The sequence below is a fragment of the Mitsuaria sp. TWR114 genome, from assembly GCF_007997345.1.
The window spans coordinates 17,429-43,182 of record NZ_VOSR01000012.1; the positions used below are offsets into that span (position 1 = coordinate 17,429).

General features: G+C 66.3%; 22 protein-coding genes. 5 read left to right on the top strand and 17 right to left on the bottom strand.

Annotated elements, in window-relative coordinates; all coding sequences use genetic code 11:
• Nucleotides 1-21 precede the first annotated feature (21 nt).
• The 8 genes from aroB to FUT87_RS00955 form a co-directional block, all read right to left on the bottom strand.
• Nucleotides 22-1,167 carry a 3-dehydroquinate synthase gene (gene aroB / locus FUT87_RS00920; RefSeq protein WP_147239783.1) on the bottom strand — a complete coding sequence of 382 codons (1,146 nt, stop codon included), beginning with the start codon at nt 1,165-1,167 and terminating at the stop codon, nt 22-24.
• Nucleotides 1,148-1,753, bottom strand: coding sequence for a shikimate kinase (locus FUT87_RS00925; protein ID WP_147239796.1), 606 nt, complete (start codon nt 1,751-1,753; stop codon nt 1,148-1,150). Before FUT87_RS00925 ends, aroB begins: the two co-directional genes overlap by 20 nt.
• Entirely contained in the window at nt 1,750-3,951 is a 2,202-nt protein-coding gene (locus tag FUT87_RS00930; protein ID WP_147239784.1) for a hypothetical protein, read from the bottom strand. The genes FUT87_RS00925 and FUT87_RS00930 overlap by 4 nt, the downstream gene beginning before the upstream one ends.
• 244 nt (nt 3,952-4,195) lie before the next feature.
• Nucleotides 4,196-6,391 carry a type IV pilus secretin PilQ gene (gene pilQ, locus FUT87_RS00935; RefSeq protein ID WP_147239797.1) on the bottom strand — a complete coding sequence of 732 codons (2,196 nt, stop codon included), beginning with the start codon at nt 6,389-6,391 and terminating at the stop codon, nt 4,196-4,198.
• 26 nt (nt 6,392-6,417) lie between these two features.
• Entirely contained in the window at nt 6,418-6,969 is a 552-nt protein-coding gene (locus FUT87_RS00940) for a pilus assembly protein PilP (RefSeq protein ID WP_147239785.1), read from the bottom strand.
• Entirely contained in the window at nt 6,969-7,676 is a 708-nt protein-coding gene (locus tag FUT87_RS00945) for a type 4a pilus biogenesis protein PilO (protein ID WP_147239786.1), read from the bottom strand. Before FUT87_RS00945 ends, FUT87_RS00940 begins: the two co-directional genes overlap by 1 nt.
• A 7-nt stretch (nt 7,677-7,683) precedes the next feature.
• On the bottom strand, nt 7,684-8,292 hold the full coding sequence (locus FUT87_RS00950; protein ID WP_147239787.1) for a PilN domain-containing protein: 609 nt from the start codon (nt 8,290-8,292) through the stop codon (nt 7,684-7,686).
• On the bottom strand, nt 8,289-9,368 hold the full coding sequence (locus tag FUT87_RS00955) for a pilus assembly protein PilM (protein ID WP_091731533.1): 1,080 nt from the start codon (nt 9,366-9,368) through the stop codon (nt 8,289-8,291). Before FUT87_RS00955 ends, FUT87_RS00950 begins: the two co-directional genes overlap by 4 nt.
• A gap of 441 nt (nt 9,369-9,809) precedes the next feature.
• On the opposite strand from FUT87_RS00955, the gene FUT87_RS00960 reads away from it, so the two are divergent.
• Nucleotides 9,810-12,251, top strand: coding sequence for a penicillin-binding protein 1A (locus FUT87_RS00960; RefSeq protein WP_147239788.1), 2,442 nt, complete (start codon nt 9,810-9,812; stop codon nt 12,249-12,251).
• A 100-nt stretch (nt 12,252-12,351) separates the two neighbouring features.
• Here FUT87_RS00960 and cyaY read toward each other — a convergent pair whose 3' ends face one another.
• Nucleotides 12,352-12,699 carry an iron donor protein CyaY gene (gene cyaY, locus FUT87_RS00965; protein WP_404932647.1) on the bottom strand — a complete coding sequence of 116 codons (348 nt, stop codon included), beginning with the start codon at nt 12,697-12,699 and terminating at the stop codon, nt 12,352-12,354.
• A gap of 36 nt (nt 12,700-12,735) precedes the next feature.
• Here cyaY and FUT87_RS29785 point away from each other — a divergent pair, with 36 nt between their 5' ends.
• Nucleotides 12,736-12,954, top strand: a complete 219-nt coding sequence (locus tag FUT87_RS29785; protein WP_221213855.1) for an LPS translocon maturation chaperone LptM — start codon at nt 12,736-12,738, stop codon at nt 12,952-12,954.
• Between the two features lie 246 nt (nt 12,955-13,200).
• Here the strand turns inward: FUT87_RS29785 and FUT87_RS00975 are convergent, their stop codons facing one another.
• From FUT87_RS00975 to FUT87_RS01005, 7 genes are all read right to left on the bottom strand, one after another.
• Nucleotides 13,201-14,223: an ABC transporter ATP-binding protein gene (locus FUT87_RS00975; RefSeq protein ID WP_147239799.1), complete on the bottom strand. Its 1,023-nt coding sequence runs from the start codon at nt 14,221-14,223 to the stop codon at nt 13,201-13,203.
• A gap of 26 nt (nt 14,224-14,249) precedes the next feature.
• Nucleotides 14,250-15,245, bottom strand: coding sequence for an ABC transporter ATP-binding protein (locus FUT87_RS00980; RefSeq protein WP_147239789.1), 996 nt, complete (start codon nt 15,243-15,245; stop codon nt 14,250-14,252).
• A 19-nt stretch (nt 15,246-15,264) separates the two neighbouring features.
• Entirely contained in the window at nt 15,265-16,227 is a 963-nt protein-coding gene (locus FUT87_RS00985) for an ABC transporter permease (RefSeq protein ID WP_091727247.1), read from the bottom strand.
• Nucleotides 16,228-16,285: 58 nt separating this feature from the next.
• A complete protein-coding gene (locus tag FUT87_RS00990) occupies nt 16,286-17,518 on the bottom strand; it encodes a M20 aminoacylase family protein (RefSeq protein ID WP_147239790.1) in 1,233 nt (410 codons plus the stop codon).
• 1 nt (nt 17,519) lies between these two features.
• A complete protein-coding gene (locus tag FUT87_RS00995; RefSeq protein ID WP_091727255.1) occupies nt 17,520-18,497 on the bottom strand; it encodes an ABC transporter permease in 978 nt (325 codons plus the stop codon).
• Nucleotides 18,498-18,743: 246 nt separating this feature from the next.
• Nucleotides 18,744-19,805: a porin gene (locus FUT87_RS01000; protein WP_091727259.1), complete on the bottom strand. Its 1,062-nt coding sequence runs from the start codon at nt 19,803-19,805 to the stop codon at nt 18,744-18,746.
• Nucleotides 19,806-20,103: 298 nt separating this feature from the next.
• Complete coding sequence (locus tag FUT87_RS01005; protein ID WP_147239791.1) at nt 20,104-21,165, bottom strand: porin; 1,062 nt, start codon at nt 21,163-21,165, stop codon at nt 20,104-20,106.
• 272 nt (nt 21,166-21,437) lie between these two features.
• Here FUT87_RS01005 and coq7 point away from each other — a divergent pair, with 272 nt between their 5' ends.
• A complete protein-coding gene (coq7, locus tag FUT87_RS01010; protein WP_404935338.1) occupies nt 21,438-22,097 on the top strand; it encodes a 2-polyprenyl-3-methyl-6-methoxy-1,4-benzoquinone monooxygenase in 660 nt (219 codons plus the stop codon).
• A 62-nt stretch (nt 22,098-22,159) separates the two neighbouring features.
• Here coq7 and FUT87_RS01015 read toward each other — a convergent pair whose 3' ends face one another.
• Complete coding sequence (locus FUT87_RS01015) at nt 22,160-22,582, bottom strand: OsmC family protein (RefSeq protein WP_147239792.1); 423 nt, start codon at nt 22,580-22,582, stop codon at nt 22,160-22,162.
• A 457-nt stretch (nt 22,583-23,039) separates the two neighbouring features.
• Here FUT87_RS01015 and ilvA point away from each other — a divergent pair, with 457 nt between their 5' ends.
• Both ilvA and FUT87_RS01025 read left to right on the top strand, forming a co-directional pair.
• The gene (gene ilvA / locus FUT87_RS01020) at nt 23,040-24,626 is read left to right on the top strand and encodes a threonine ammonia-lyase, biosynthetic (protein ID WP_091727275.1); all 1,587 of its coding nucleotides are present in this window, start codon (nt 23,040-23,042) and stop codon (nt 24,624-24,626) included.
• A gap of 159 nt (nt 24,627-24,785) precedes the next feature.
• On the top strand, nt 24,786-25,754 hold a 969-nt coding region (locus tag FUT87_RS01025), incomplete at its 3' end, for a nicotinate-nucleotide--dimethylbenzimidazole phosphoribosyltransferase (protein ID WP_147239793.1).

The window sequence follows — 25,754 nt, forward strand, 5'->3', positions numbered from 1 at the left end:
GTCATCGTGGGTTCGGGCTTCTCAGCGTTGTCCGGGCTCGGTGTGGGCCTCGATCACCTCGGCCACCAGCGCATCGGGTGCGCCCCGCAGGCCGGCCTTGCCCAGGGACTCGATGACGACGAAACGGATCTCGCCGCCCTCGTTCTTCTTGTCGACGCGCATCAGTTCGAGCCAGCGCTCGATCGGCATCCGCGGCGCCTTCACCGGCAGCCGGGCGCGCTCGAGCAGGCGCGTCATCCGGTCGACGAATGCTGGCGGCATCAAGCCCAGTCGTGCCGACAACTCGGACGCCAGCACCATGCCGCAGCCCACCCCTTCGCCGTGGAGCCACTCGCCGTAGCCGAGGCCGGTCTCGATCGCGTGGCCGAAGGTGTGGCCGAAGTTCAGGATCGCGCGCAGGCCGCTCTCGCGCTCATCCTGGCCGACGACCCAGGCCTTGATCTCGCAGCTGCGCCTGACCGCGTGAGCCAGCGCTGACTTGTCGCGTGCGAGCAGGGCGTCGAGGTGGCGCTCGATCCAGTCGAGGAAGATCGCATCGGCGATCGGTCCGTACTTGATGATCTCCGCCAACCCGGCGGACAACTCGCGATCGGGCAGCGTATCCAGTGTGTCGAGATCGGCCACCACACGCACCGGCTGGTAGAACGCACCGACCATGTTCTTGCCGCGCGGGTGGTTGATCGCGGTCTTGCCGCCCACCGACGAATCGACCTGCGCCAGCAAGGTGGTCGGCACCTGCACGAAGGGCACGCCGCGCATGTAGATGGCAGCCGCGAAGCCGGTCAGGTCGCCGATCACGCCGCCGCCCAGCGCGTACAGCACCGTCTTGCGATCGGCCGCGCCGGCGAGCAGGTGATCGATGACCCGGTCCAGCGAGGCCCAGTTCTTGTGCTGCTCCCCATCCGGCAGGATGACCGATTCGACCTGCTTGTAATGCGGCGCCAGCTGGCGCTTCAGGCGTTCGAGGTAGAGCGGCGCGACGGTGTCATTGGTGACGATCAGCGCGACGGCCGCGCGCGGCAGGCCGGACCAGGTCGACGCGTCGTCGAAGAGTCCGGGGCCGATCTGGATGTCGTAGCGGCGATCGCCGAGATCGATGGCGACCGTGGTCGCGCCGGCGGCCGACGCCGCCGCGGAAGACGTGGAATCAGGAAGCGGAGCGGTCATTCCCGGAAGTGTACGGGGCCTCGCTCGCCCCCACGGTCGCCGCCACCCGGGCCGGATCGATCAGACCCGCGAGTTCCAGCTGCATCAGGATCATGTTGGCCAGCCCATGCACCGAGGGGCGGCTCGACTCGAGCACGAAGTGCGCGCAGCGGCGGTAGAGGGGATCGCGTTGTCCATAGAGGTCGCGCAGCTTCGCCAGCGGATTGGCCACTTGCAGCAGCGGCCGCTGGGTGTCGTGCTTCAGCCGCCGGAAGAGTTCTTCAGGCGACGAGCGAAGGTACACGACTGTCGAATGCGCCTTGAGCCGTTCGCGATTGATCTCGCGCAGCACCGCGCCGCCGCCAGTGGCCAGGATCATTTCGCGGTCCGTTCCCGCGCCCTCGAGCAAGCGCGCGATCACACGCGATTCGAGGTCCCGAAACGACGCTTCGCCCTGACGGGCGAAGTAGTCCTTGATCGACTCACCGCCGAGATCCTTTTCGATCTCGGCGTCGGAGTCGACGAAAGGCATGTCGAGCTGTCTGGCCAGCAGTCGGCCGACGGTGGATTTGCCACCGCCGGGCATGCCGACCAGGCTCAACGTCAGTTGCACGCTGCTGGAGTTCCGGGGACAGCGGCCTTGGCCACGTTCTGTGCAAACGTCACCCCAGTACCGCTGGGCGAGGTAACCGTGATGTACACAGTGCCGGACGCAGTGGTGTCCGCGAACTTGACATCGATCGATGCGCCCGTGGGATAGGACGTGCTCGGCGTGGTGGCACCGGCCTGGACCGTGACCGTCAGACCATCGCTGCCGGTCGCCGTGACCTTGCTGCCTGCCGGCATCGGGTTGAAGGCCACCGGATTGTTGTCGCTGACAAAGAAGAACAGCGACAGGCTCGACGCGCCGCCCGAATAGACGACGCCCGTACCCACCGGAGCCACCTGACGGAGGTTGGGGCGAGCCGCTTCGTCCTGGGAATAGCCCAGCCAGGTCGAGCGTTGCACGACGTTATTCGCGTCGCGGTAGTAGCCGTACAGACCACTGCCCTTGGGCTCCTCTCCAAAAGCGCCGAAGTCGATCAGCTCACGCTTGTCCGGGCAGGTACCGCGCAGGTTGTCCGGCGCCTTCAGACCCCAGACGATGCCAGCCGTCGAAGACGAGAAGACCGTCTCCACCGCACGACGGACATAAGCCTTGCCCTGGCCCGCATCGCAGGTGTTCGGCACATACGGCGTGTAGGCGGAGAAGCTGAACAGCGAGGTAGCCGGCTGCGTCAGCACGTTGTTCGGATCATTCGTGCAGACGTTGGTCCCGGTGCTGTCGTTCTGCTTGATGAACTGATCGGTGTTGCTGTAGTGGTTGTTGTACAGGCGGTCCAGGAACACCGAGCCGAGGTTCTGGAACTGCTCGCCGGCATCGTAGACGTTGTTACCGTTCTGGTCGATGAAGGACTCTTCACCCAGCGCATACGCCAGCACCGTGACGCGGCCGTCCGCCGGGCGCGGTTCCGACGAAACAAAGTTCGACGTGGCGCGGGAGATTCCGCTGGCATCCTTGGCCGTGAACACCGTGTTCACCACCTGGCCAGCTTCCGACACGAAGTTGATTGCCGTTCCGTCCGGCACCGGGTTGCCCAGGCGGTCGGACGCGATGATCGAATAGGTGTTCGCCGTGCCGTCACGGCTGCCGCCTTCGATGTTGATCGTCCCCTGAGCCAGCGAGAAGTTCAGCTGCGAAGGCAGGCCGACCGCGATGGACAGCGCGCTGGACACGGTGGAGATCGACGTGCCCTTGAGCGTCGCGGACACCCGCACCGGCGTCGGCACCGTGCCGGAATTGACCCGGACCACCACATCGCCGTTGTTGTCGGTGTTCTTGGTGACCGTCGTCTGCGTTGCACCATCCAGCGTCAGCCCGCCGGACCAGATGTTGGCGGTCAGGTCGATCGGCTGGTTCGGCACGCCGTTGCCGCTGGCGTCCACCAGTCGGAACGACACATTCGCAAACTCGGTATAGCCCGATCCCTTCAGGTAGATCGTCTGCGTCGCGTTGCTGGTGGACTGGATGCTTTGGGCCGAGGGCTTGCCCAGATTCAGCGACAAGGACTGCGTGGCCGCACTGCCGGCGATGGTCGCTTGATAGGTATCGGTGTTCTGGAAGCTGCCGCAGCTGTTGTCGCGGAAGCGGAAGGTCGCCACGCCGGTGCTCGTCGTCACGCTGCTGGCAGGCGTCAAGGTGCCGCGGCCGGCGATGACGCACGCCGACGTCAACGACACATTCACCGGCGTACCGATCGCGGACGAGGACAGCGCCACGGTCAGCGTGGTTTCACCGTTGGGCGGGAGCGCAGGCAAAGCCAGGTCCGACGTCAGCGAGGTGATCGTGACGTTGGTAGCCGTCAGCTGGAAGCCGGCGGTCGCCGTCACATTGGCGGCATTGACGCTCGCCGTCGCGGTGATCGTGTCGGCGCCGGTGTTGGTGGCGCTGGCCGGAGACAGGGTCACCGTCGCGTCGCCGCTGTCATTGGTCAGTGCCGAGGCCGGCTCGAACTTGCCCAGATTGCCGGCGGTGGTGAACGTCACGACCGTGCCCGGAATCGGAGCGCCAGTGGCGGTCCGCAGCGAAGCGGTCACCGTGGCCGGCGCGTTCGCGGTCACCGTCGACGAGGACAAGGCCAAGGTCATCGTCGGCGTGGTGACCGGCGTGGTGCCACCGCCGCCCGTGCCGCCGCCGCCCACCACCGGGGTACCGGCATCACCGCCGCCACCACCACCGCCGCAAGCGGCCAGCACGGCCACCATCGTGGCGTCAGCATCAGGCGGGCGGCGCCGCGCGTCATCCCGTTGCCGGCGCCGGCCACTTGTTCGATTCGCTTCATGTCTTGCTACTCCTGCGTCCGCAGCATTTGTTCTGGCCGCGGCATCCTCTCTGATATGCGCTCGCGCCGCCGGCCCTTTCCGGCTCTTGTGGCGGCATTTCTCACGCGAACGCCCTTTGGTTCATGACGGCCGTTGCAGCGAAGCGGCGCCCGAGGCGCCGCCGCGATCAGCGCGTGGCCGTGACGCGATCGCTCACCACCTTCGGCGTGATGAAGATCAGCAGTTCCGTCTTCGCCGAGCTGCGCGACTTGTTCTTGAACAGGTTGCCCAGCAGCGGGATATCGCCCAGGTACGGGACCTTGTTTTCGGTCTCGAGGTCTTCCTGCGTGTAGATGCCGCCGATCACCACCGTGCCGCCGTTCTCCACCAGCACCAGCGTCTGCACATGCTTGTTGTTGATCGCATAGCCTTGGGGGGTCAGCGTGCCGCGGCTGTCCTTGTTCACGTCCACCGTCAGGATGACGTTCCCTTCCGGCGTGATCTGCGGCGTGACTTCCAGCTTCAGCACGGCCTTCTTGAAGGTGATCGAGGTCGCGCCACTCGAGGTCGACTGCTGATACGGGATTTCCTCGCCCTGCTCGATCAGCGCCTTGGTCTGGTCCGCCGTCACGACGCGCGGGCTCGACACCACCTTGCCGCGGCCATCAGCCTCCAGCGCGGAGATCTCCAGGTTCAGGAAGCGGTTCGCCGTGGCGCTGAACAGCGACAGCGCGAAGTTGGCCGCCGTCGCACCGCCGAAGGCGTCACCCGAGACGTTCGCCGGCAGGTTGACGAACTGCGAGTCGTTGTAGTTGTAGCTCGTCTGCTGGTTGGTCTGCGATCCGACCGCGGAGTAATTGCCGCCGATCGTCACGTAGTTGCTGCCACCGACGTTGTAGCCCGGGATGCCGCCCTGGCGGCCCCGCAGGTCGGAGGCGCCCAGCTTCACACCCAGCGCGCGGCCGAACTTGTCGTCGGCCTCGACGATGCGGGCCTCGATCAGCACCTGACGCACCGGCACGTCGATCTTGGCGATCAGCGCCTGGATCTCTTCCAGCTTGGACGGGATGTCGCTGACGAACAGCTGGTTCGTGCGGGTCTCCCAGATCACGCTGCCACGCGGCGACAGGATGCGCGACGCGTTCGCGCTGCTGCTGCCGCCCTGGTTGTTCTGCCCGGTCAGGCCCTTGGCCACTTCCTCGGCCTTGGTGTAGTTCATCTGGAAGGACTGCGTGCGCAGCGGTTCCAGCTGGGCCACGGCCTGCTTGGCCTCGAGCTCGGCCTTCTCCTTGTTGGCCAGCTCTTCCTTCGGGGCGATCCACAGCACGTTGCCGGACTTGCGCAGTCCCAGGCCCTTGGCCTGCAGGATGATGTCCAGTGCCTGGTCCCAAGGCACGTCCTTGAGTCGCAGGGTCACGTTGCCGGTGACGGTGTCGCTGGTCACCACGTTGAAGTTGGTGAAGTCGGCGATGACCTGCAGCAGCGCGCGCACATCGATGTTCTGGAAGTTCAGGCTCAGCTTGTCGCCGCTGTAGCCCGGGCCTTGCGTCAGCTTGTTCGGGTCGACCTTCTGCGGCCGCACTTCCAGCACGAACTGGTTGTCGCTCTGGTAGGCGCTGTGCTCCCACACGCCCTTGGGCGTGACGACCAGGCGCACGCGGTCACCCTGCTGGGTTGCCGTCACCGTCTGCACCGGCGTGCCGAAATCGGTCACATCCAGCTTGCGGCGCAGGCGTTCCGGCAGCGCGCTGCGCAGGAACTCGACCACCAGGTTCTGGCCTTGCTGCTGGATGTCCACGCCGACCTGGCTGCTCGGCAGGTTCACCACGACGCGGCCCGCGCCATCATTGCCGCGACGGAAGTCGATGTCCTGCAGAGCCTGCGTGGTCGAGTTCTGGCTCGGCGCGAAATGCACCGGCTCGGTGGTCGCCGTGGTGGGGCCCGCGGCGGCGACCGTCGCGGCCGACGGCGCGGCGTCCAGGAAGATCAGCAGCGAGTTGTCCTGCAGCTGCGCGCGGTAGGTGCTCGCCTGACGCAGGTTCAGCACGACGCGGCTGCGATCGCCCGCTTGCGCCACATTGGCGGAGCGCATGTTGCCGGAGTTGATCTCGACCGCATTGCGACCCATGCCGTTGGAGACGCCCGGCAGGTCCAGCGCGATGCGCGGCGGCGCTTGCACGGCGAAGCCGCGCGGCAGTTCGGTCAGGGGTTTCGCGAGCTCGATGCGCACGATGTCGGCGCCGCCCTGCTGGGTCGAACTGATCGACCGGATCATGTTCTGGGCCCAGGCCTGCACCGGCATCAGCACCGCCAGGCTCATCGCGCAGGCCAGTGCTTGCCAGCGCTTGGCGCGCCCGGCTCGTTCCCTCGTCTGGACGCTCATCGAAGCGTTCTCCACAACAGTGTTCTTCATCGTCCCTGCTCCTGAAGCTGGAGAGTACTGGTGCGTTCAATCCATTCGCCCGCAGCGTCCTGGACGACTTCTCGCAACGTGATTTCGGTCTCGCTGATCTTGGTGATGCGGCCGAAGTTCTGGCCCAGGTAATCACCGACCCGGGCTTGATACAGCAGGTTGTCGACCCGCAGCAGCGCGTAAGGACGACCCTCGCGCGAGACGCTGCCGACCATGGCCATGCTGTCCAGCGGGAAGGCTTCCAGCGGCTCGCGACGGCGCTTCATCTCGGCCGCCAGCAGCGAGCTGGGCTGCGCCGCCTCGCGCCGAAGCGCCACCGTCAGCTTCTGGGTGCTGAAGGGGTCAACCACCGCGAGCGCCTCATAGCGCTGCGGCTGGAAGGTCTTGGGCGGCGTCAGCGGCTTGACGGTCGGGCGCGTCTGCTGGCGCTGCTCGTCCATCCACTGCTGCAGTTCGTCGGTTCCAGCGGAGCAGCCCGCCAGGGCGGCACCGACCAGGACGAGACCCAGCAGGCCTCGCGTGCGGTCGGAAGAGCGAACGAGGCGCATCATTTCTTCTTCTCCGCGGCCGCCGCAGCCTTCTTCTGCTCCGCGACCTCGTTGGGGTCGAGGTAGCGATAGGTCCGCGCGGTGGCTTCCATCGTCAGGGTCGCGTTGGTGTCGGTGCGCGGCGGCGCGTTCTGTCCGCCGGTCGCTCCGGGCGCGAGGATCGACATGTCGTGCAGCGTCACGATCCGGGACAGGTTGGACACGTCCGCGGTGAACGAACCGATGTCGTGATAGCGGCCCGTCACCTTGATCGCGATCGGCTGCTCGGCGTAGTAGTCACGCATGACGATGCCACCCGGACGGAACAGCTCGAACTGGAGCCCTCGGCCCAGGCCCGCCTGGTTGATGTCCGACAGCAGCGCATCCATCTCAGCCTTGCCGGGCAGCTGCTTCTCGAGCTGCAGGACGTACTCCTCGACCTGGCTCTTCTGCTTGCGTAGCTCCGGCAGGTTCACCGCCTGCGTCAGCTTGTTGTTGAAGTCTTCCTTGAGGTGGGGTTCCTTCTCGCGCTCGGCGTCGAGCGCCGATTGCTCATCCGACAGCACCGCGAACCAGCCCAGCACGACGGTGAGCAGCGCCACCACGATGAACGACACGTAACGCGGCGCCGGCGGCCACTGGCCGGGCTCCTGCATGTTCAGGTTCTGGAACTGGCTGGAGAAGTCCGCGAACCAGGCGTTGAGGTCCAGGTTTTTCAACGTTGCCATGGGGTCCTCACGACTTCTGCGGCGCGGCACCGGCGCCGCTGGCCGCGCCCGCGGCGGCTTCGGGATTCGCGCTCTTGATGCCGACCTTGATCGAGAAATCGTAGAGGCGGCGGGGATCGCGCGGGTTCACCGGCGCGGCCTTGATCTCGACGAGATCCGGAGCTTCGACCCATTCAGCACGGCTGAGATTGCGCAGCATCTCGGACACGCGCTCATTGGACGCGGCCACGCCGGCGATCACGACGACCTTGTTGGTCTGACGCACCGACTGCAGGAACACCCCTTCCGGCGTGAACTGGGCCAGCTCGTTGAGCAGGTGAACCGGCGTGTTGCGATCGCTTTGCAGGTTTTCCACCGCGCGCTGGCGGGCACGCAGTGCCTCGATCTCGGCGCGCAGCGTCGCGATGTCCTTGATCTGCGTGTCGAGCTTGGTAATCTCGGCCTTCAGATAGTCATTGCGCTCCGCCTGGGCGGCGGTCAGTTGCTGCAGCAGCAGGTAGATGAACGCGGCGATCAGCAGACCGACGACGAAGGACATTCCCAGCCCGACGAAGAACGCGGCCTTGCGGCGCTTGCGCTTCTCCTCGCGGTGCGGGAGCAGGTTGATCAGAATCACTGAAAGAACCTCCGCATGGCGAGGCCACAGGCCGTCAGGTACGCAGGGGCTTCACGGCGCAGCTTGGACTCGCGCACCGCGGACCCGAGCACCATGTTCTCGAACGGGTTCACCACCATGCAGGCAAAGCCGGTCAGTTCGGTCACCCGTTCCTTCAGGCCCGGCAGCGTGGCCGTGCCGCCGGCCAGCATCACGTAGTGGACCTTGTGGTGCGGGGTGCTGGTGAAGAAGTACTGCAGCGCCCGGCCGATCTCCTGGGACAGGGAATCGACGAACGGCGTCAGCACCTGGGGCTCATAGTCATCAGGCATTTCACCGCTGAGCTTCTTCTGCTCGGCCTCCTCGAACGAGAAGCCGTACTGGCGCGAGATCAGCTGCGTCAGCTGCGAACCGCCGAAGGCCTGGTCACGGTCGTAGAGCATTTCGTCGTCGCGCAGCACCTTCAGCGAGGTGGTGTCGGCGCCGATCTCGAACAGCGCGACGAGCGCGTCCTTGCCCTCGTTGGGCAGCGTCTCGACCAGCCGACCCACCGCCATGCGGGAAGCATGCGACTCGATGTCCAGCACGACGGGCTTGAGGCCGGCAGCCTCCGCGAGCGCCTGCCGATCCTGCACGCGGTCCTTGCGGGACGCGGCGATCAGCACCTCGACGTCGCCCACCGATGTGGGGCTGGGGCCGATGACGCAGAAGTCCAGCGACACCTCGTCCAGCGAGAACGGGATGTACTGGTTGGCTTCGGCCTCGACCTGCAGCTCGAGTTCTTCCTCGCGGAGCCCCGCGGGAAGCATGATCTTCTTGGTGATCACCGAGCTCTGCGGCATCGCCAGCGCGGCCTGCCGCGTGCGGCTGCCGCTGCGGGTGACCACCCGCCGGACCGCGTCCGCGACCTCGTCGAATTTCTCGATCTGGCCGTCGGTAATCCAACCCTTTTCAAATGGCTCGGTCGCGAAACGTTCCAAAACGTATTCGCCACTCGAGTTTTGACTCAATTCCACAAGCTTGACGCTGGACGATGAGATGTCCAGGCCAATCATGGGTGGATGCGCACGTCCGCGCAGTAGATCCAACAGCCCCATGATGCGTTCCCCCAACGCGCCGCTCATGCGCCGGTTTGTTAATAAGTTACTTGAATGCTATCAGCAAAGCCTTTGTCAGCCCAAGGCAAAGCGGTCACAGCAAGTAACGCAGCGTTGCGTAACATACACGCCACCGAGGGGTGGTAAAGCGTCGAAAAATGCGCTTTCGACACCCCATTCCGTACGGTTTCGCGGCAGATTTCCGCTTTGCCCAATTCCCCTTTCGACCACCTTGTGAGGGATGTCTCGCGGGGAGGAAAAGGCAGCCGCGCAGTGTCCGCGAAAGTCCCGACAACTCCTGTAACAGTCAAGGGTGGTGGTCCGGGACGCGTCGGGCCGGCTCCGAGGCCGTTCCTATAATCGCCGCTCGCGGCCCGCATCGTCACCCGTAGAGGCCCTGATAGGGCGCGGCCAGGCACGCAAGATTGCACACTCCGGCCCATGCCCTCGAAGCATTCCTCCGACAACGAACCCTCCTTCGACGCCCCCTCCGATGCCGGCAAGGGCGCCGCTTCCAAGCCAGACAAGGGCGGCTCCCCCCGCAAGAAGGCCAAGGGGGGAGACAAAGCCCGGCGTCCCTGGTTCGTTCGAGCGCTGGGATGGCTGGTCGGGCTGATCCTGGCCGGCGCGGGCGCGGTGGTGCTGCTGGTGGGCATGGCCCTGGCGATTGCCTATCCGCAACTGCCCGACATCAGCGGGCTGACGGACTACCGCCCCAAGCTCCCGCTGCGCGTGCTCTCCAGCGAGGGTCAGTTGCTGGCCGAGTACGGCGAGGAGCGCCGCAGCTACTCCGACATCCGCGAGATCCCCAAGGTGATGCAGGACGCGATCCTGGCCATCGAGGACGCGCGCTTCTACCAGCACGGTGGCGTGGATTACCTGGGCGTGATCCGTGCCGGCCTGGCCAACGTCAGCGAGTCCAAGAGCCAGGGGGCGTCCACCATCACGATGCAGGTGGCCCGCAACTTCTATCTCTCCACCGAGAAGACCTTCACCCGCAAGATCTACGAGATCCTGCTGGCGCTGAAGATCGAGAGCGCGCTGCCCAAGGAGAAGATCCTCGAGATCTACATGAACCAGATCTTCCTGGGACACCGGGCCTACGGGTTCGCGGCGGCCAGCGAGGTCTATTTCGGCAAGCCGCTCAAGGATCTGTCCATCGCCGAGGCCGCGATGCTGGCCGGGTTGCCGAAAGCACCATCTGCTTACAACCCGATCAACAATCCGCGCCGGGCAGTGTTGCGCCAGCAATACATCATCGATCGGATGCTGGAAATGGGCTTCATCACGCCCGAGCAGCACGCCCAGGCGAAGGCTGAAAAGCTGCGCATCCGCCCGCCGCAGGAAGCGGCCAGCCACGCCGAGTACGTGGCCGAGCTGGCGCGCCAACTGATCTTCAGCCAATACGGCGACGAGGCCTACACCCGCGGCCTGAACGTCTACCTGACGCTGCATGCCGACGAACAGGAGCGCGGCTACCGGGCGCTGCGCCGCGGGATCATGGATTACGAGCGGCGGCAGGTGTATCGCGGTCCCGAGGCTTACGTGGACCTGCCGGCCGACCCCAAGGAGTTGGACACCCGGATTGCCGAGGCGCTTTCCGACCACCCCGCCAATGACGAGTTGCTGGCGGCCGTGGTGCTGGAAGCCAGCCCCAAGCAGGTCGTGGCGGCGCTGCAGAGCGGTGAGTCGGTGACGATCACCGGCGATGGTCTCAAGCCGGCGACCTCCGGCCTGTCCGAAAAGGGCAATCCCAAGACGCGCATCCGACGCGGCGCAGTGATCCGTGTGATCAAGCTGGTCAAGAACAACAAGGACGAGTGGACGATCACCCAGTTGCCGGAAGTCGAGGGCGCGATGGTGGCGCTCAGTCCGAAGGACGGCAGCGTGCGCGCGCTGGTGGGTGGCTTCGACTACAACAAGAACAAGTTCAACCACGTCACGCAGGCGTGGCGACAACCGGGCTCGAGCTTCAAGCCGTTCATCTATTCGGCGGCGCTGGAAAAGGGCTTCAACGGCGCCACCATCGTCAATGACGGCCCGCTGTTCTTCGACGCCACGACCACGGGCAGCCAGCCTTGGGAGCCGAAGAACTACGACGGCCAGTTCGATGGCCCGATGCCGCTGCGGCGAGCGTTGGCCAAGTCCAAGAACATGGTGTCGATTCGGGTGCTGCAGTCGGTGGGCGTCAAGTACGCGCAGGACTGGATCACGCGCTTCGGTTTCGATGCGGACAAGCACCCGGCCTACCTCACGATGGCACTGGGCGCCGGCTCGGTGACGCCGATGCAGATGGCGCAGGCGTATTCAGTGTTCGCCAACGGCGGCTACCGGATCGCGCCGCAACTGGTGCAGCGCATCACCGACCACGCCGGACGCGTGCTGTATCAGCAGCAAGCGAAGCCCTTCGAGGATTCGCAGCGCGCAATCGAGCCGCGCAACGCCTTCCTGATGGACAGCCTGCTGCAGGAGGTGGCGCGCAGCGGGACGGCGGCACGCACGCAGGCCACGCTCAAGCGGCCCGACATCTACGGCAAGACCGGCACCACCAATGATTCGATGGACGCCTGGTTCGCGGGCTTCCAGCCGGACCTCGTCTCGGTCGTCTGGATCGGCTACGACCAGCCTCGCAAGCTGGGCGACCGCGAGACCGGCGGCGGTCTCGCGCTGCCGGTGTGGATCGAGTTCATGCAGTACGCGTTGCGCAACACCCCGGTGCAGGAGATCCAGCCACCCGAAGGGGTGGTCAACGTCAATGGCGAGTGGTTCTACGACGAGTTCACCAACAACAACGGGGTGAAGGCGCTCGGCAACGAGGAGCACGTGCCAACCTCCGGCACCGAGGAAGAGAAGAAGAGCATCCTCGACCTCTTCAAGCGCTGAGCGGCCTGGCCGCCCCCAAATGCGAAGGCGCCCCGCGGGGCGCCTTTTTCATGCTGTGCTCATGCCGGGCCTTGCGGCGCAGGCATCCCGAGGTGGGCAATCAGACGCCGATGAACTTCAGCGCCTTGGCGCCGTGGTGGGAGGCTTCCTCGGACAGCCGGGCGAAGAATTCCTGGCCGTCCTTGGTATCGCGCCAGTGGCCGTCGACGAATTTGAAGTGGTAGCCGCCGCGACGCGACGCGAGCCAGAGCTCGTGCAGCGGTGGCTGCGTGTTCACGACGATCTTGCTGCGATCCGGGAACTGCAGTTCCAGAAGTCCGCCGGTCCGATGCTGGTCGACGTCGATGACGTCGTCGTCGAGCCAGGCGTCGATCGTGGATTCGATGCTGGCCAGCACGGCGTCGGTGCGTGCGTCGTATTCGGCGTCGGTCAGCGGGGTAGCGGTCATGTGCAGCGGGAGGCGGACTCGCTAGACTGCGAGCCCATGAAGAACGTGAAGACGCGAAGTGTAGGCGCAGCCTGCCGGCCCGCTCGTCGTGGCGCCTCCAAGGCCCTGACGACCTTGATGTTGTGCGCCGCGCTGGCCCTCACGGCCTGCGGCCAGAAGCGCCCGCTGCAGCTCCCCCAGCACGCCAAGCACCCGCCCGCGGCCGCCGCCGCTCCCGCGCAGCCAGCCGCCTCGGCCGCCAGCGCCCCGAACTGACGCCATCTCACCCCGCCCCGCCCACCCTCTCGAAGTCCTCGCCGTCCTCACCGAAGTCCTCGTTCTCACTTCGTGGGCAGGGCCGGGGCCGGCGACGAAGTCGTGCCGTCCAGACTGACTGGGCGCGTTCTGTCTGACCAAAGCGAGCCGCAGGCGAGCGGCGGGAGTTGAGCGCCTGAGGCACGACGGGAGTCGCCGGCCCCGGCCCTGCCCACGCCGCTCACCAGCCGAAGTAGGCCCCGGTCATCAGATCCTCCCCTCCTCCACCGCATGGCAAGCGACCCGAACGCCGTTGAGTGCCAGCAGCTTGGGCCGCTCCGCACTGCAGCGCGCATTCGCATGCGGGCACCGCGGATGGAAGCTGCACCCGCTGGGGGGATTGAGCGGATTCGGCACTTCTCCCTGAACGGGTGTCCGCGCCCGTCCTGACATGTGGATGTCGGGAATCGCGTCCAGCAGCATGCGCGTATACGGATGGCGCGGCGCGGCGAACAGTGTCCGCTTGTCTGCCTGTTCCACCAGCCGGCCGAGGTACATCACGCCGACCTGGTCTGCGACATGCCGCACCACGGCGAGGTTGTGGGAGATGAAGAGGTAGGTCAGTCCCTGCTTGCGCTGCAGGTCTTTCATGATGTTGAGGACTTGCGCCTGGACTGAGACGTCGAGCGCGGAGGTGGGCTCGTCGCAGACGAGGAACTCTGGTTCTGTGGCCAGTGCTCGGGCGATCGAGATGCGCTGCCGCTGCCCGCCGGAGAACTGATGGGGGAACTTTTCCGCGTCGGCTGGCGAGAGGCCCACGGACTGCAGCAACTCGCCGACGCGGCGCTTGAGTCCGTCGGTATCGCGCACCAGGCCGTGCTCGCGTAGCGGCTCCGCGACGATGTCCTGCACTTTCCAACGCGGGTTCAGGCTTGCATAGGGGTCCTGGAAGATCATCTGCATCCGGCGTCGCAAGGCCAGTGCCTTCGGGCCTTTCAGCGTGGTCGCGATGTCCTCGCCGTCGAAGCGCACTTCGCCCTGCGTCGGGGTGTACAGGCCGACCAGCAGGCGGGCGACGGTGCTCTTGCCGCATCCGGACTCGCCGACCAGTGCGAGCGTGCGGCCCTTTTCGATGGTGAAGCTGACGCCGTCCACCGCATGCACGAACTGCCGCGGCTTGCGCTCGACCACGCGGTTCAGCCACGGGGCCGACACGTCGAAGGTCTTGGCCAGCTCGCGCACCTCGACAAGCGCGGTGCCGGGCGTCGTCGTCGCCGCCTTGGCGCCCATCGAGTGGGACGTCTCCGTCATCACGGTCATGCAACACCTCCCTGCACGGTGGCTAGGTCAGCCGCGTGCAGCCAGCAGGCCGCGTCGGTGGCGGCGGCCTTCATCAGTTCAGGGCGCTGCTGATGGCAGCGATCGAAGGCTTTCGGGCAGCGCGGATGGAAGGCGCAGCCGGTCGGGATCGCATTGAGGCGAGGCATCGCGCCGTCGATCTGCACCAGCCGCTCGCGGTCCTCGTCCATCGCCGGGATCGAGCCCATCAGGCCCGAGGTGTAGGGATGGCCGGGGCGATGGATCACCTCCTGCACTGGACCGATCTCGGCCACGCGCCCGGCGTACATCACTGCCACGCGATCGCAAGTCTCGGCGATGACGCCCATGTCGTGGGTGACCAGCATCACCGCCGCGCCCTGCTCGCGGCATACCCGCTTGAGCAAGGCGATGATCTGCGCCTGGATGGAGACGTCCAACGCGGTCGTCGGCTCGTCCGCCACGATCAGCTTCGGATCCGCCGCCAGCGCCAGGGCGATCACCACGCGCTGCCGCATGCCGCCGGAGAACTGGTGCGGGTACTGGTCCACCCGAGCCTCGGGCGCCGGAATGCCGGTCGCGGCCAGCAACTCGATCGCGCGGGCGCGTGCCTGTTTGGCCGTCAGCCCCAGGTGGGTCGTGATGGTCTCCACCAACTGGCGACCCACCGTGTACAGCGGGTTCAGCGAAGTGAGCGGATCCTGGAAGATCGCGCCGATCTGTCGCCCGCGGATCCGCCGCATCTGGTCGGCGGGCAGGTTGTCGATGCGCTTGCCCTCGAGGAGGATCTCGCCGCCAGCGATGCGCCCGGGCGGTTCGAGCAAACCGATGATCGCGGAGCCGGTCAGCGACTTCCCGGCGCCGGACTCGCCGACGACGCCGAGCACCTCGCCCGGCGCGATGTCGAAGGACACGTCGTCCAGCGCCAGCAGCGTGCCGCGGCGGGTCGGAAATTCCACGCGCAGGTGGCGGACTTGCAGGAGAGCTGCGGTCATGGGGACGTCCATCGAAGCATCAGCGCAGGCGGGGATTGAGCGCGTCGCGCAGCCAATCGCCGAGCAGGTTCACCGACAGCGCGATCAGCACCAGCATCGCGCTCGGCCAGATGGTGATCCACCATTCGCCGGAGAACAGGAAGTCGTTGCCGATGCGGATCAGCGTGCCCAGCGACGGACTGGTCGGCGGCACGCCGACGCCGAGGAAGGACAGCGTCGCCTCGGTCAGGATCGCGGACGCCACCTGCAGCGTCGCCAGCACCAGCACCGGCCCGGTGACGTTGGGCAGCACGTGCCGCCACATGATGGCCAGCGGCTTGACGCCGATCACGCGCGCGGCCTGCACGTATTCCTTGTTGCGCTCGACCAGCGTCGAGCCCCGCACCGTGCGCGCGTACTGCACCCAGCCGGTCAGCGCGATCGCCAGGATCAGCACGGCGAAGGCCAGCGTGTCGTGCGCGTCCTTGAAGACCACGCGACCGATGCCGTCGATCAGCAGCGCGATCAGGATGGACGGGAAGGACAGCATCACGTCGCAGATGCGCATGATGAAGGCGTCGACCTTGCCGCCGACGAAGCCGGCCAGCAGTCCCAGCCCGACGCCGATGATCATCGACAGGATCACCGACGCCACACCCACCAGCAGCGAGATGCGGGCGCCGTACATGATCGCGGAGAGCAGGTCGCGGCCCTGGTCGTCGGTGCCCAGCAGGTACTTGCTGGAACCGCCCTCGATCCAGGCCGGTGGCAGGCGCGAGTCCATCAGCTCCAGCGCGGACAGGTCGAAGGGATCGTGCGGCGCGATCCAGGTCGCGAAGAGCGCACAGACCACGCAGCACAGGGCGACGAAGGCGGCGACCATCGCCGTCGGAGAGTGGGTGAACGAGTGCCAGACGTCGCCGTCCAAGAAGCGGCTGAGCGCGTTGGGCGGCCGGGCAGCCGGCGCGCCGGAGGCCGGCGAAGGGGGAAGTGAGGCGGTCATTCGGGAATGCGGGCAGCGGGCTGTCGGATCGATGGCGAGCGGAACGCGCGGCGTCCGCTCAATGCGGCGGGAGAGGCAGGCCCTGCTCCACCAGCGCCGCGAACAGCGCGGAGCCCAGCGGCAGGATCTCGTCGTTGAAGTCGTAGCGCGGCTGGTGCAGACCGCAAGGACCGCCCTGCCCCAGTCGCAGGTAGGCGCCGGGCCGGGCCTGCAGCATGAAGGCGAAGTCCTCGGAGCCCATGCTCGGCACCAGCTTGTCGTCGACGTTCTCGGCACCGACCAGCGACTGGGCCACACGCACGGCGAAGTCGGCTTCGGCCGCGCTGTTGATGGTGGCGGGATACAGGCGTTGGTAGTCGACCTTCGCGCTCGCGCCGAAACCCAGCGCCACCGATTCGACCAGCCGCGTCATGCGCTCCTCGAGCAGTTGCTGCACCTCGGGCTTGAAGCTGCGGACCGTGCCGGTGATCTGGGCCATCTCGGGAATCACGCTGAAGGCGCTCGATTCGCCGGCCTGCATCGAGCACAGGCTGACCACCGCCTGCTCGATCGGCGCGATGTTGCGCGACACGAGGCTTTGCACCGCGGTGATCACGTGGCCGGCGATCAGCACCGGATCGACGCTCAGGTGCGGATGCGCGCCATGGCCGCCGCGGCCCTGGATGGTGATGGTCACCCGATCCGCCGCGGCCATCATCGCGCCGCGGTTCAGGCCGATCTTGCCCGGCGGCAGATGCGGCCAGTTGTGCATCGCATAGATGGCCTCGACCGGGAAGCGCTCGAACAGACCGTCGGCGATCATCTCGCGCGCGCCGCCGTAGCCCTCCTCGCCGGGCTGGAACACCAGCACCGCGGTGCCTGCGAAGCGCCGGGTCTGCGCCAGGTAGCGCGCCGTGCCGACCAGCATCGCGCAGTGGCCGTCGTGCCCGCAGGCATGCATCAGGCCGGGTGTCGACGAGCGCCAGGCGAAGTCGTTCTGCTCGCGCAGCGGCAGCGCGTCCATGTCGGCGCGCAGGCCGAAGAGGCGCGGCTTCGCGTCGGGCGCCGCGCCAGGCACGGGCTGGCCATGGATGGTCGCGACGATGCCGGTGCGGCCCAGGCCCTGGTGGATCTCGTCGACGCCGCAGGCCTTGAGCGCCTGCACGATGCGGGCCGCCGTGCGGTGCTCCTCGAATCCGAGTTCCGGCATCGTGTGCAGCTCGCGGCGCAAGGCCACGAGCTCGCCGCGCGCCTCGAACAGCCGCTGGTAGGTGCCCGCCGCGGTGGCGGTCAGGTGCTCCGGAGCGTTCATGTCAATGCGCGCCGCCGCTCACGCGCAAGCGCGGATCGACGGCGAAGTACAGCAGATCGACGACAAGGTTGATCACGACGAAGATCAGCGAGATCAGGCACAGATAGGCCGCCATCACCGGGATGTCGGCAAACTGCACCGCCTGGATGAACAGCAGGCCCATGCCGGGCCATTGAAACACGGTCTCGGTAATGATCGCAAAGGCAATCAGCGATCCCAGCTGCAGCCCGGTGATCGTGATCACCGGCACCAACGTGTTCTTCAGCGCATGACCGAAGTAGATGGTGCGGTCGCTCAGGCCGCGGGCCCGCGCGAACTTGATGTAGTCGGCGCGCAGCACTTCCAGCATCTCGGCGCGCACGATGCGCATGATGAGCGTCAGCTGGAACACCGCCAGCGTGATGCCCGGCAGCAACAGGTGGCGCAGGCCATCGGTCGTCAGCAGGCCGGTGCTCCAGGCGCCGAACATGACGACCTCGCCTCGGCCGTAGCTTGGCAACCAGGCCAGTTGCACCGCGAAGATCAGGATCAGCAGGATGCCGATGAGGAAGGTCGGCAGCGCCACGCCCAGCAGCGACAGCGTCATCAGCACCTGCGAGCCGAAGCTGCCGCGCCGCAGCGCGGCGTAGACGCCCAGCGGGATGCCGAACACCAGCGCGATCACCGCGGCCGTGGCGGACAGCTCGAGCGTCGCGGGGAACCGCTCAGCAATCAGCGCCGAGACCTTGCGGCCTTGCTTCAAGCTCACGCCGAACTCGCCCTGCACCGCATTGCCGGCGAAATGCGCGAACTGCACGGCGAAGGATTGATCGAGGCCCAGATCCTTGCGCAGTTGCTCGCGCTGCTCCGGCGTAGCGTCCTGTCCGAGCAGGTTGTTGACCGGATCGCCGACGTACTGGAACAGCATGAAGGCGATGAAGGCCACCGTCAGCATGACGACAACGGCCTGCGCCAGGCGGCGAAGAATGAAAACCAGCATGGACGATGGCCTCCGGCGACGGCTTGGGCGAGTCGGCTCGTGGCCTGCCCTGGCACGACCTGACCCCGGAGGCAAGACGCTTCAGAAGTCAACGATCATCGAGGAGCGTCCAGCGCCCGGCAAGTGGGTTACTCCTTAACGCAGCATGAACGCGACGTCGTCTCACCGTCGCGCGCCAACGAAAAAACCGCCCGAAGGCGGTTTTCCAAGTGGCCAGCGAGCGCGGGTTGCGCCTGCATGCCGGGATCAGAAGCGATGGCGCATGCCGACGATGGCGCCGCCGCGCTTTTCAGCGCCGTTGGCGAAGCGGACCGCACCGTCATGCTTGGTGTAGTCCAGCTCGACATAGGCGTCGGTGCGCTTGGAGAAGGCGTAGTCCGCCACGAAGGCCAGGTAGTGGCCCTTGCTCTTCGTGTTGGCGAGCGCCGCGCTGTAGTGCGTTTGCGTCGCGTACCAATAGTGGCCGCCCAGGTTCAGCTGCGGGGTCAGCTGATAGGTCGCGCCGACCGAGATCATGTCGCGCTTGCGCACATCGTTCGCCGCCGCATTCAGCACGTTGCCCAGCAGGCCCGAGGTGTAGGCCGCGCCAAGCAGGCCACCCCGATCGAACTTGTTGGTCGCCCAGGACAGGTTGACGTACCAGGGACCGGCCGTGTAGCCGCCGCCCGCGGTGTAACCCTTGACCTTCTTGCCGAGGGTGTCTTCGACCTGCAGGTACGCGCCGCCGAAGGCGATCGGGCCCTGCGAGTAGCGCAGCATGCCGCCGTAGGACTTGTTCTGCGAGTTACCTTCACCGGCCGAGACCTGGATTTCGCCGCGCACCGGGCCGGTCTCGAACAGGTACTTCACCATGTTGTCCTGACGGGCGCCCATGGACAGGCCGATCTCGGGCTTGTAAGCCTCGATGTAGGGCGAGTACTTGAACGAGGCGTAGGTCGACGTGTAGATGTCGAACAGGATGTTGTATTGGCGACCCAGGGTGAGGCGGCCGAAATCGCTCGACTGGATGCCCACCCACGACTGGCGCCAGAAGTCCGCTGCGGCGACGGTGCCCGTGTCGGAGTTCAGACGGTGTTCCAGGTTGGCGATCGCCTTCAGGCCACCACCCATGTCCTCGGTGACGTTCACCCCGAGGCGGCTCTGCGACATGCCGCCGGGGATCACCTGCTTCTCGGAAGATCCCACGTTCGCATTGCTGGTCCAGCGCAGACCGACGTCCACGATGCCGTAGAGCGTGACGCTCGACTGGGCCCAGGCGGCGCTGGTGCTGGCTGCCAGGATGCTCAGCGCCAAGGCGGCTTTCTTCATGTGATGTCTCCTTTGATTTGGTTTGGTCGCCGTGATCGATTCTCAGCGAAGCCTTCAAACGGAGACGCGCTGTGTTGCACATCGCCCACGCGAGCAAACCCTGTCAAGTTTGTGACGACCAGACAGAGGGAAAACCCGCGATCACTATTCACAAAATCAACAACGGTGCGTTGCGGCGACAGAGCTTGATCGCCCGACGCAAGCCCTGGCCCCGCACCCGCGTACCGCACGGACGGCACAGACGAAAAAAAGCCGCCCCGAGGGGCGGCCTTCGTTGCGCAGCGCGCTGATCCGGGGATCAGAAGCTGTGCTTGATACCGACGTCCAGGCCGCCCGACTTGCCACCGCGAGCAGCAGCAACGGCATTGTTGCCAACGCGGAAGTTCGCGTTGCCGTCGTTCTTGATGTACGAGGCGGTCGAGTACAGAGCCGTGCGCTTCGACAGATTGTGCTGGTAGCCAATCGTGAAGGCCTTCGAGTCGCCAGCGCCGTTGATCGGCGTCGCGTTGGTCGCGGACGGGGCGGTGATCAGCGCGTCGGCGGCGCTGTTCGTCGAAGCCTTGCTGAACTGGGCGGTCACCGAGCCGGCGGCCGTCACCGGCACCACGGCGCCGATCGTGTAGATGTTCTGCTTGAACGACGACAGCTTCAGTTGGCTGTACAGGCCGCTGACCTTCACAACCTTGAAGTCGTACGAGGCACCCAGCGACAGCTGCTTGAACTTGGTGTTCAGCGTGTCGGTGGTCTGGTAGCCGCCGGCAACGTTCAGGTCACCCGCCTTGTAGCCCAGACGGCCGCCGTACATCTTCTTGCCTTGGGCGCCTTCACCGGCAGCCACGTCGAACGAGCCGTACACGCCGCCCAGATCGCTCGGCAGGAAGTACTGGACCAGGTTGTCGGCACGGTTGTTCGTGTCGTACAGGCTGGTGCTCAGGCCGAAGGTCGAGTACAGGCGGGTCACGTCGCCCAGACCCGTCGTGGTGTAGACGTCGAAGTCGTCGACGACCAGGCGGGTCGAGGTCTTGCCGCGGCCCAGACGGACTTCACCGAAGTCGCCCATCAGGCTCACCGAGGCGCGACGGCCCCAGAAGCGCGAGCTGTCGGCGGTGCCGGTGTCGGCAGCCAGGGCGCCTTCCAGCCAGAAGCCGGCCTTCAGGCCGCCACCCAGGTCCTCGACGCCACGGACGCCGATACGGCTGGAGCTGCTGCCGTCGTTCGACAGCTGCTTCGTATCCTGGCCGTTGGCCTTCGTGTAACGGGCTGCGACGTCGATCACGCCGAACAGGGTGACGGACGATTGAGCGGCAGCGGCACCGGCGAAACCAGCCAGCACAGCCAGCGCGACGAGAGATTTCTTCATTAGAGACTCCTAGATCTTCAATGAGGTCGCGGTCGGTAGATCGTCCGCAAACCAAGCTCCTGCAATGAAGCTGTGGTGTATTGCAACAGGTCCGATCCCGCCTGACCAGCAGCCACCCCGTAAAAGTCCTGATTTCGTTGGTCCGAAGCAACGCGTATGAGGTTAAAAAAATGTGTCATCACGCATTCGCACAAAGGATCAGACAGCGCCGGGGAATCGCTTGACGCTGCCCTTCTAAACTGAAGGCTCATTTGCCACGGTATGCGCTCACGATGCAATTTCAGACCCGACACCCGGCGCGCAGTTTCACCCGCATGGACGCGTGGATATCCACGCTGGACCAAAGCCTGAAGACGTTGGCGGGCGTCGCGCCGATGTCGCGCCCGGCGCCGCAGGCGACCGCCCCGGACGAGGCGCTCGACGAAGGTCAGCGTCGGTTGTCGGCTTCGCTGATGCGGGTCAACCATGTCGGCGAGGTCTGCGCCCAGGCGCTGTATCGCGCCCAGGCGCTGAGCACCCGCGACGAGCAACTTCGCGAGCATCTCCAGCACGCCGCCCAGGAGGAAATCGATCACCTCGCCTGGTGCGCGGACCGACTGCGCGCGCTCAATGACCGACCCAGCCTGCTGAATCCGCTCTGGTACGGCGGCGCTTTCGCGATCGGGACGGTCGCAGGACTGGTCGGAGACAAGGTCAGCCTGGGCTTTGTCATCGAGACCGAACGGCAGGTGGAAGCCCACCTCGCCAGCCATCTGGAACGCCTGCCCGATGGCGACCATAGTTCCCGGGCGATCGTTGCGCGGATGAAGGAAGAGGAGGCGCGCCACGCCGAAGAGGCGCGTGACCGCGGCGGCATCGACCTGCCGCGCCCGGTGCGGGGCCTGATGCGCATGGCCGCCAAGGTGATGACGCGAACCGCCCACCACCTTTGAAGCGCCTCTCTAGATAGTAGAGCGGACGGGAGCGAGGGCGCTCAAGGCGCTCCTCCTGCGGCTCACGCCTCGACGATCTCCACCGATGTCGTGATTTCCGCCGTCTTCGCCAGCATGATGCTGGCGGAGCAGTATTTCTCGTGGGACAGCTGGACGGCGCGTTCGACCGCCCCTTCGGGCAGCCCCTTGCCGGTGACCACGAAGTGCATGTGGATCTTGGTGAACACCTTGGGATCCGACTCGGCGCGATCGGCGCTCAGCTTGACCTGGCATCCGCGCACGTCGTGGCGGCCGCGCTTCAGGATCAGCACGACGTCATAGGCCGTGCAGCCTCCCGTCCCGGCCAGCACCGTTTCCATCGGCCTCGGCGCCAGATTGCGGCCACCGCCCTCCGGAGAGCCGTCCATGTTGATCATGTGGCCGCTGCCGGTTTCCGCGATGAAGCTCATGCCATCGGCGCCCATCCAGTTGATCGTGCATTCCATTCGTCGTTCCTTGGTTCGATGGGCCAGGTCGGGCGCCTTCGGCACCCTGACCCCGTTTTTTCGATCCCCGCCATGTTGCAGCGATCGACTCTGGCGGTGATTTTGCGCATTTAGAGGCCCGACTCCATGGTCGAAGCCCTCGAAAAATATTGCAGCGCAACATGCATCGCCCTAGAATTCTAGGCATGCGACAGCGCTACCCCACCCGTGGGGTCAGCCCCGCACCGATTGTCTCCTCCACCGCCTCCATGGTGGATTCAGCCCGAGGCCACAAGCCTCGGGCTTTTTTTCGTCCCTCGTCGGCCCCGCCCAGCCGCAAGGCTTGCTCCTCCAATCGCGAAAGCGCGCCCGCGCCGCGCCGCTGGCGAGCCACCGCGCCCCGGACAAACCCTCGCTATCATCGTCCGCCCGATGGTCGGCGCGTCCCGCGCGGTCAAGGGGAACTGGAGGGAATTCCATGGCCGGCACCCGCCGCGCATCGCGCAAGACCGTCTCGAAGCGCCCAGCGGCGCAGCACCCGGCGTTACTCCCTGCGGATCAGAGTTATCTGCAACGGATTCTTAACGCGAAGGTGTATGAGGTCGCGCAGGAAACCTCCCTCGACGCCGCCCGCAATCTCTCCAAGCGCATCGGCAACAAGGTCTGGCTGAAACGTGAGGATCAGCAGCCAGTATTCAGCTTCAAACTGCGGGGCGCCTATAACAAGATGGCAAATCTCGCGCCTGGGCAATTGGCCCGGGGGGTGATTTGCGCGTCCGCCGGGAATCACGCGCAGGGCGTGGCCCTGTCCGCGAAGAAACTCGGCTGCCGGGCCGTGATCGTGATGCCGGTGACCACGCCCAAGGTCAAGATCGACGCCGTCCAGGCCCTGGGCGGCGAGGTAGTGCTGGCCGGCGAATCCTTCACCGACGCCTACGGCCACGCGCTCGAACTGGAGCGCGAGCAAGGCCTGAGCTTCGTCCATCCCTTCGACGACCCCGACGTCATCGCCGGCCAGGGCACCATCGCGATGGAGCTGCTGCGCCAGCACCCGGGGCCCATCGACGCCATCTTCGTGGCCATCGGCGGTGGTGGCCTGATCGCGGGCGTGTCGGCCTACATCAAGGCGGTGCGGCCGGAGATCAAGATCATCGGTGTCCAGACCAAGGATTCCGACGCGATGGTGCGCTCGGTGCGCGCCGGCAAGCGCGTCGCGCTCAGCGACGTCGGGCTGTTTTCCGACGGCACCGCGGTGAAGCTGGTGGGCGAGGAAACCTTCCGCATCTGCCGCGAGCTGGTCGACGACTACGTGCTGGTCGACACCGACGCCGTCTGCGCCGCGATCAAGGACGTCTTCGTCGACACGCGCAGCATCCTGGAGCCGGCCGGCGGTCTGGGCGTCGCCGCGATCAAGCAGTACGCGGCGCAGCACGGGACCAAGGGCGAAACCTACATCGCCATCACCTGCGGCGCGAACATGAACTTCGACCGGCTGCGCTTCGTGGCCGAGCGCGCCGAGGTCGGCGAGGAGCGCGAGGCGCTGTTCGCCGTCACCATCCCCGAGGAGCGCGGCAGCTTCCGCCGGTTCTGCGAACTGGTCGGTGGCCGCAGCGTCACCGAGTTCAACTACCGCATCTCGGACCGGAACGAGGCGCACGTGTTCGTTGGCGTCTCCATCGCCAAGCGCGAGGAAGCCGACAAGCTGGCCCGCAGCTTCGAGAAGCACCGCTTCCCGACGGTCGACCTCACCGACGACGAACTGGCGAAACAACATGTGCGCCACATGGTCGGCGGCCGGACCGAGCTGGCCGAGAACGAGCGCCTGTTCCGCTTCATCTTCCCCGAGCGGCCCGGCGCGCTGATGCGTTTCCTGTCCAGCATGAGCCCGGACTGGAACATCAGCCTCTTCCATTACCGCAACCAGGGTGCCGACTACGGCCGCATCCTCGTCGGCCTGCAGGTGCCCAAGGGCGACGGCAAGGCGTTCAAGACCTTCCTCGACCAGCTGAACTATCCGTACACCGAGGAAACCGACAACCCGGTCTACCGCCTGTTCCTGCGCTGAACCCGGCCGCACGTGAAGCGGCTGTGACCGGCCGGGCGCTGAGCTGACGGCGGTGATGGCTCGACGCCACCCACTGCCCCACGGACAGGGGGCAGGCACGGCGCGGCTGGGCAATTGCCGATGGCCGTCCCCCGACGCGGACCGAGAATGGCGGTCCCCATGTCCATTCATCAGTCCCTCATCTCGCCGACGGCCAACCCGGAACTGGAGCGCGCCCTGCGCCAGCGCCTCGAGCGCCGCTGTGCGCTGGCCGGCCGCCTGGGCGAACTCGAGCCGCTCGCGGTGCGGCTGGGCCTGATCCAGGCCACGCAGACGCCCAAGTTCCGTGATCCGACGCTGGTGCTCTTCGCCGCCGACCACGGCCTGGCCGTCGACGGCATCGCATTGCCCAACGGCCGCAGCACGCGCGAGCAGGCGCTGCTCGCGCTGCAGCACCGGTTGCCCGCCACCGTCTTCGCGCGCAACCAGGGCATGCATGTCACGGTCGTCGACTGCGGCATCGCCGAACCGCTGAGCCCGCAGCAGCGGCTGCTCGCACGCAAGATCGCGCACGGCACCCGCAATTCGCGCGCCGGCCCGGCGATGACGCTGGACCAGGCCCATGCGGGCGTGCGCGTCGGCATGGAGATCTCCGACAACCTGGCCGGCAACGTGATCGCGTGCGCGGGCCTGGGGCAGGGATCGCTGGAGGCCTCGGCGCTGGTGCTGTCCCGCCTGATGGACATGCCGGTGCAGGACTTCGTCATCACCGGCCCGGACATGCCGCACGAGGAGCTGTCCCACTTGATGCTGGTGCTGCAGGGCGCGCAGACGCGTCACCGCGACGTGCAGGAGCCGATGGCGGTGCTGGCGGCGTTCGGCGGTTTCGAACTGGCGGTCATGGTCGGCGCGATGCTGGTCGCGGCCTCCAAGCGCCAACTGATCCTGGTCGACGGCATTCCGGCTTGCGCGGCGCTGAAGGTGGCCTCGATGATCGCCCCGCCGGTGACCGACTACGCCGTCTTCTGCCGCAGCACCACCCATCGCGGCCTGGACGAGGCGCTGCAGCTCTTCCACGCCGCGGCGCTGCTCGAACTGGGCATGGAATGCGGCGATGGCACCGGTGCGACGCTGGCCTGGCCGCTGGTG

Coding starts and splice junctions, on each gene's coding strand:
- FUT87_RS00980 (WP_147239789.1), bottom strand. CDS start 15,245: ATGACCGCAGCTCTCCTGCAAGTCCGCCACCTGCGCGTGGAATTTCCG.
- FUT87_RS01000 (WP_091727259.1), bottom strand. CDS start 19,805: ATGAAGAAAGCCGCCTTGGCGCTGAGCATCCTGGCAGCCAGCACCAGC.
- FUT87_RS01005 (WP_147239791.1), bottom strand. CDS start 21,165: ATGAAGAAATCTCTCGTCGCGCTGGCTGTGCTGGCTGGTTTCGCCGGT.
- FUT87_RS00960 (WP_147239788.1), top strand. CDS start 9,810: ATGCCCTCGAAGCATTCCTCCGACAACGAACCCTCCTTCGACGCCCCC.
- FUT87_RS01015 (WP_147239792.1), bottom strand. CDS start 22,582: ATGGAATGCACGATCAACTGGATGGGCGCCGATGGCATGAGCTTCATC.
- FUT87_RS00940 (WP_147239785.1), bottom strand. CDS start 6,969: ATGCGCCTCGTTCGCTCTTCCGACCGCACGCGAGGCCTGCTGGGTCTC.
- aroB (WP_147239783.1), bottom strand. CDS start 1,167: ATGACCGCTCCGCTTCCTGATTCCACGTCTTCCGCGGCGGCGTCGGCC.
- FUT87_RS00930 (WP_147239784.1), bottom strand. CDS start 3,951: ATGGTGGCCGTGCTGGCCGCTTGCGGCGGTGGTGGTGGCGGCGGTGAT.
- FUT87_RS00985 (WP_091727247.1), bottom strand. CDS start 16,227: ATGACCGCCTCACTTCCCCCTTCGCCGGCCTCCGGCGCGCCGGCTGCC.
- FUT87_RS00975 (WP_147239799.1), bottom strand. CDS start 14,223: ATGGGCGCCAAGGCGGCGACGACGACGCCCGGCACCGCGCTTGTCGAG.
- FUT87_RS00990 (WP_147239790.1), bottom strand. CDS start 17,518: ATGAACGCTCCGGAGCACCTGACCGCCACCGCGGCGGGCACCTACCAG.
- cyaY (WP_404932647.1), bottom strand. CDS start 12,699: ATGACCGCTACCCCGCTGACCGACGCCGAATACGACGCACGCACCGAC.
- FUT87_RS29785 (WP_221213855.1), top strand. CDS start 12,736: ATGAAGAACGTGAAGACGCGAAGTGTAGGCGCAGCCTGCCGGCCCGCT.
- FUT87_RS00945 (WP_147239786.1), bottom strand. CDS start 7,676: ATGGCAACGTTGAAAAACCTGGACCTCAACGCCTGGTTCGCGGACTTC.
- pilQ (WP_147239797.1), bottom strand. CDS start 6,391: ATGAGCGTCCAGACGAGGGAACGAGCCGGGCGCGCCAAGCGCTGGCAA.
- FUT87_RS00995 (WP_091727255.1), bottom strand. CDS start 18,497: ATGCTGGTTTTCATTCTTCGCCGCCTGGCGCAGGCCGTTGTCGTCATG.
- ilvA (WP_091727275.1), top strand. CDS start 23,040: ATGGCCGGCACCCGCCGCGCATCGCGCAAGACCGTCTCGAAGCGCCCA.
- FUT87_RS00955 (WP_091731533.1), bottom strand. CDS start 9,368: ATGGGGCTGTTGGATCTACTGCGCGGACGTGCGCATCCACCCATGATT.
- coq7 (WP_404935338.1), top strand. CDS start 21,438: ATGCAATTTCAGACCCGACACCCGGCGCGCAGTTTCACCCGCATGGAC.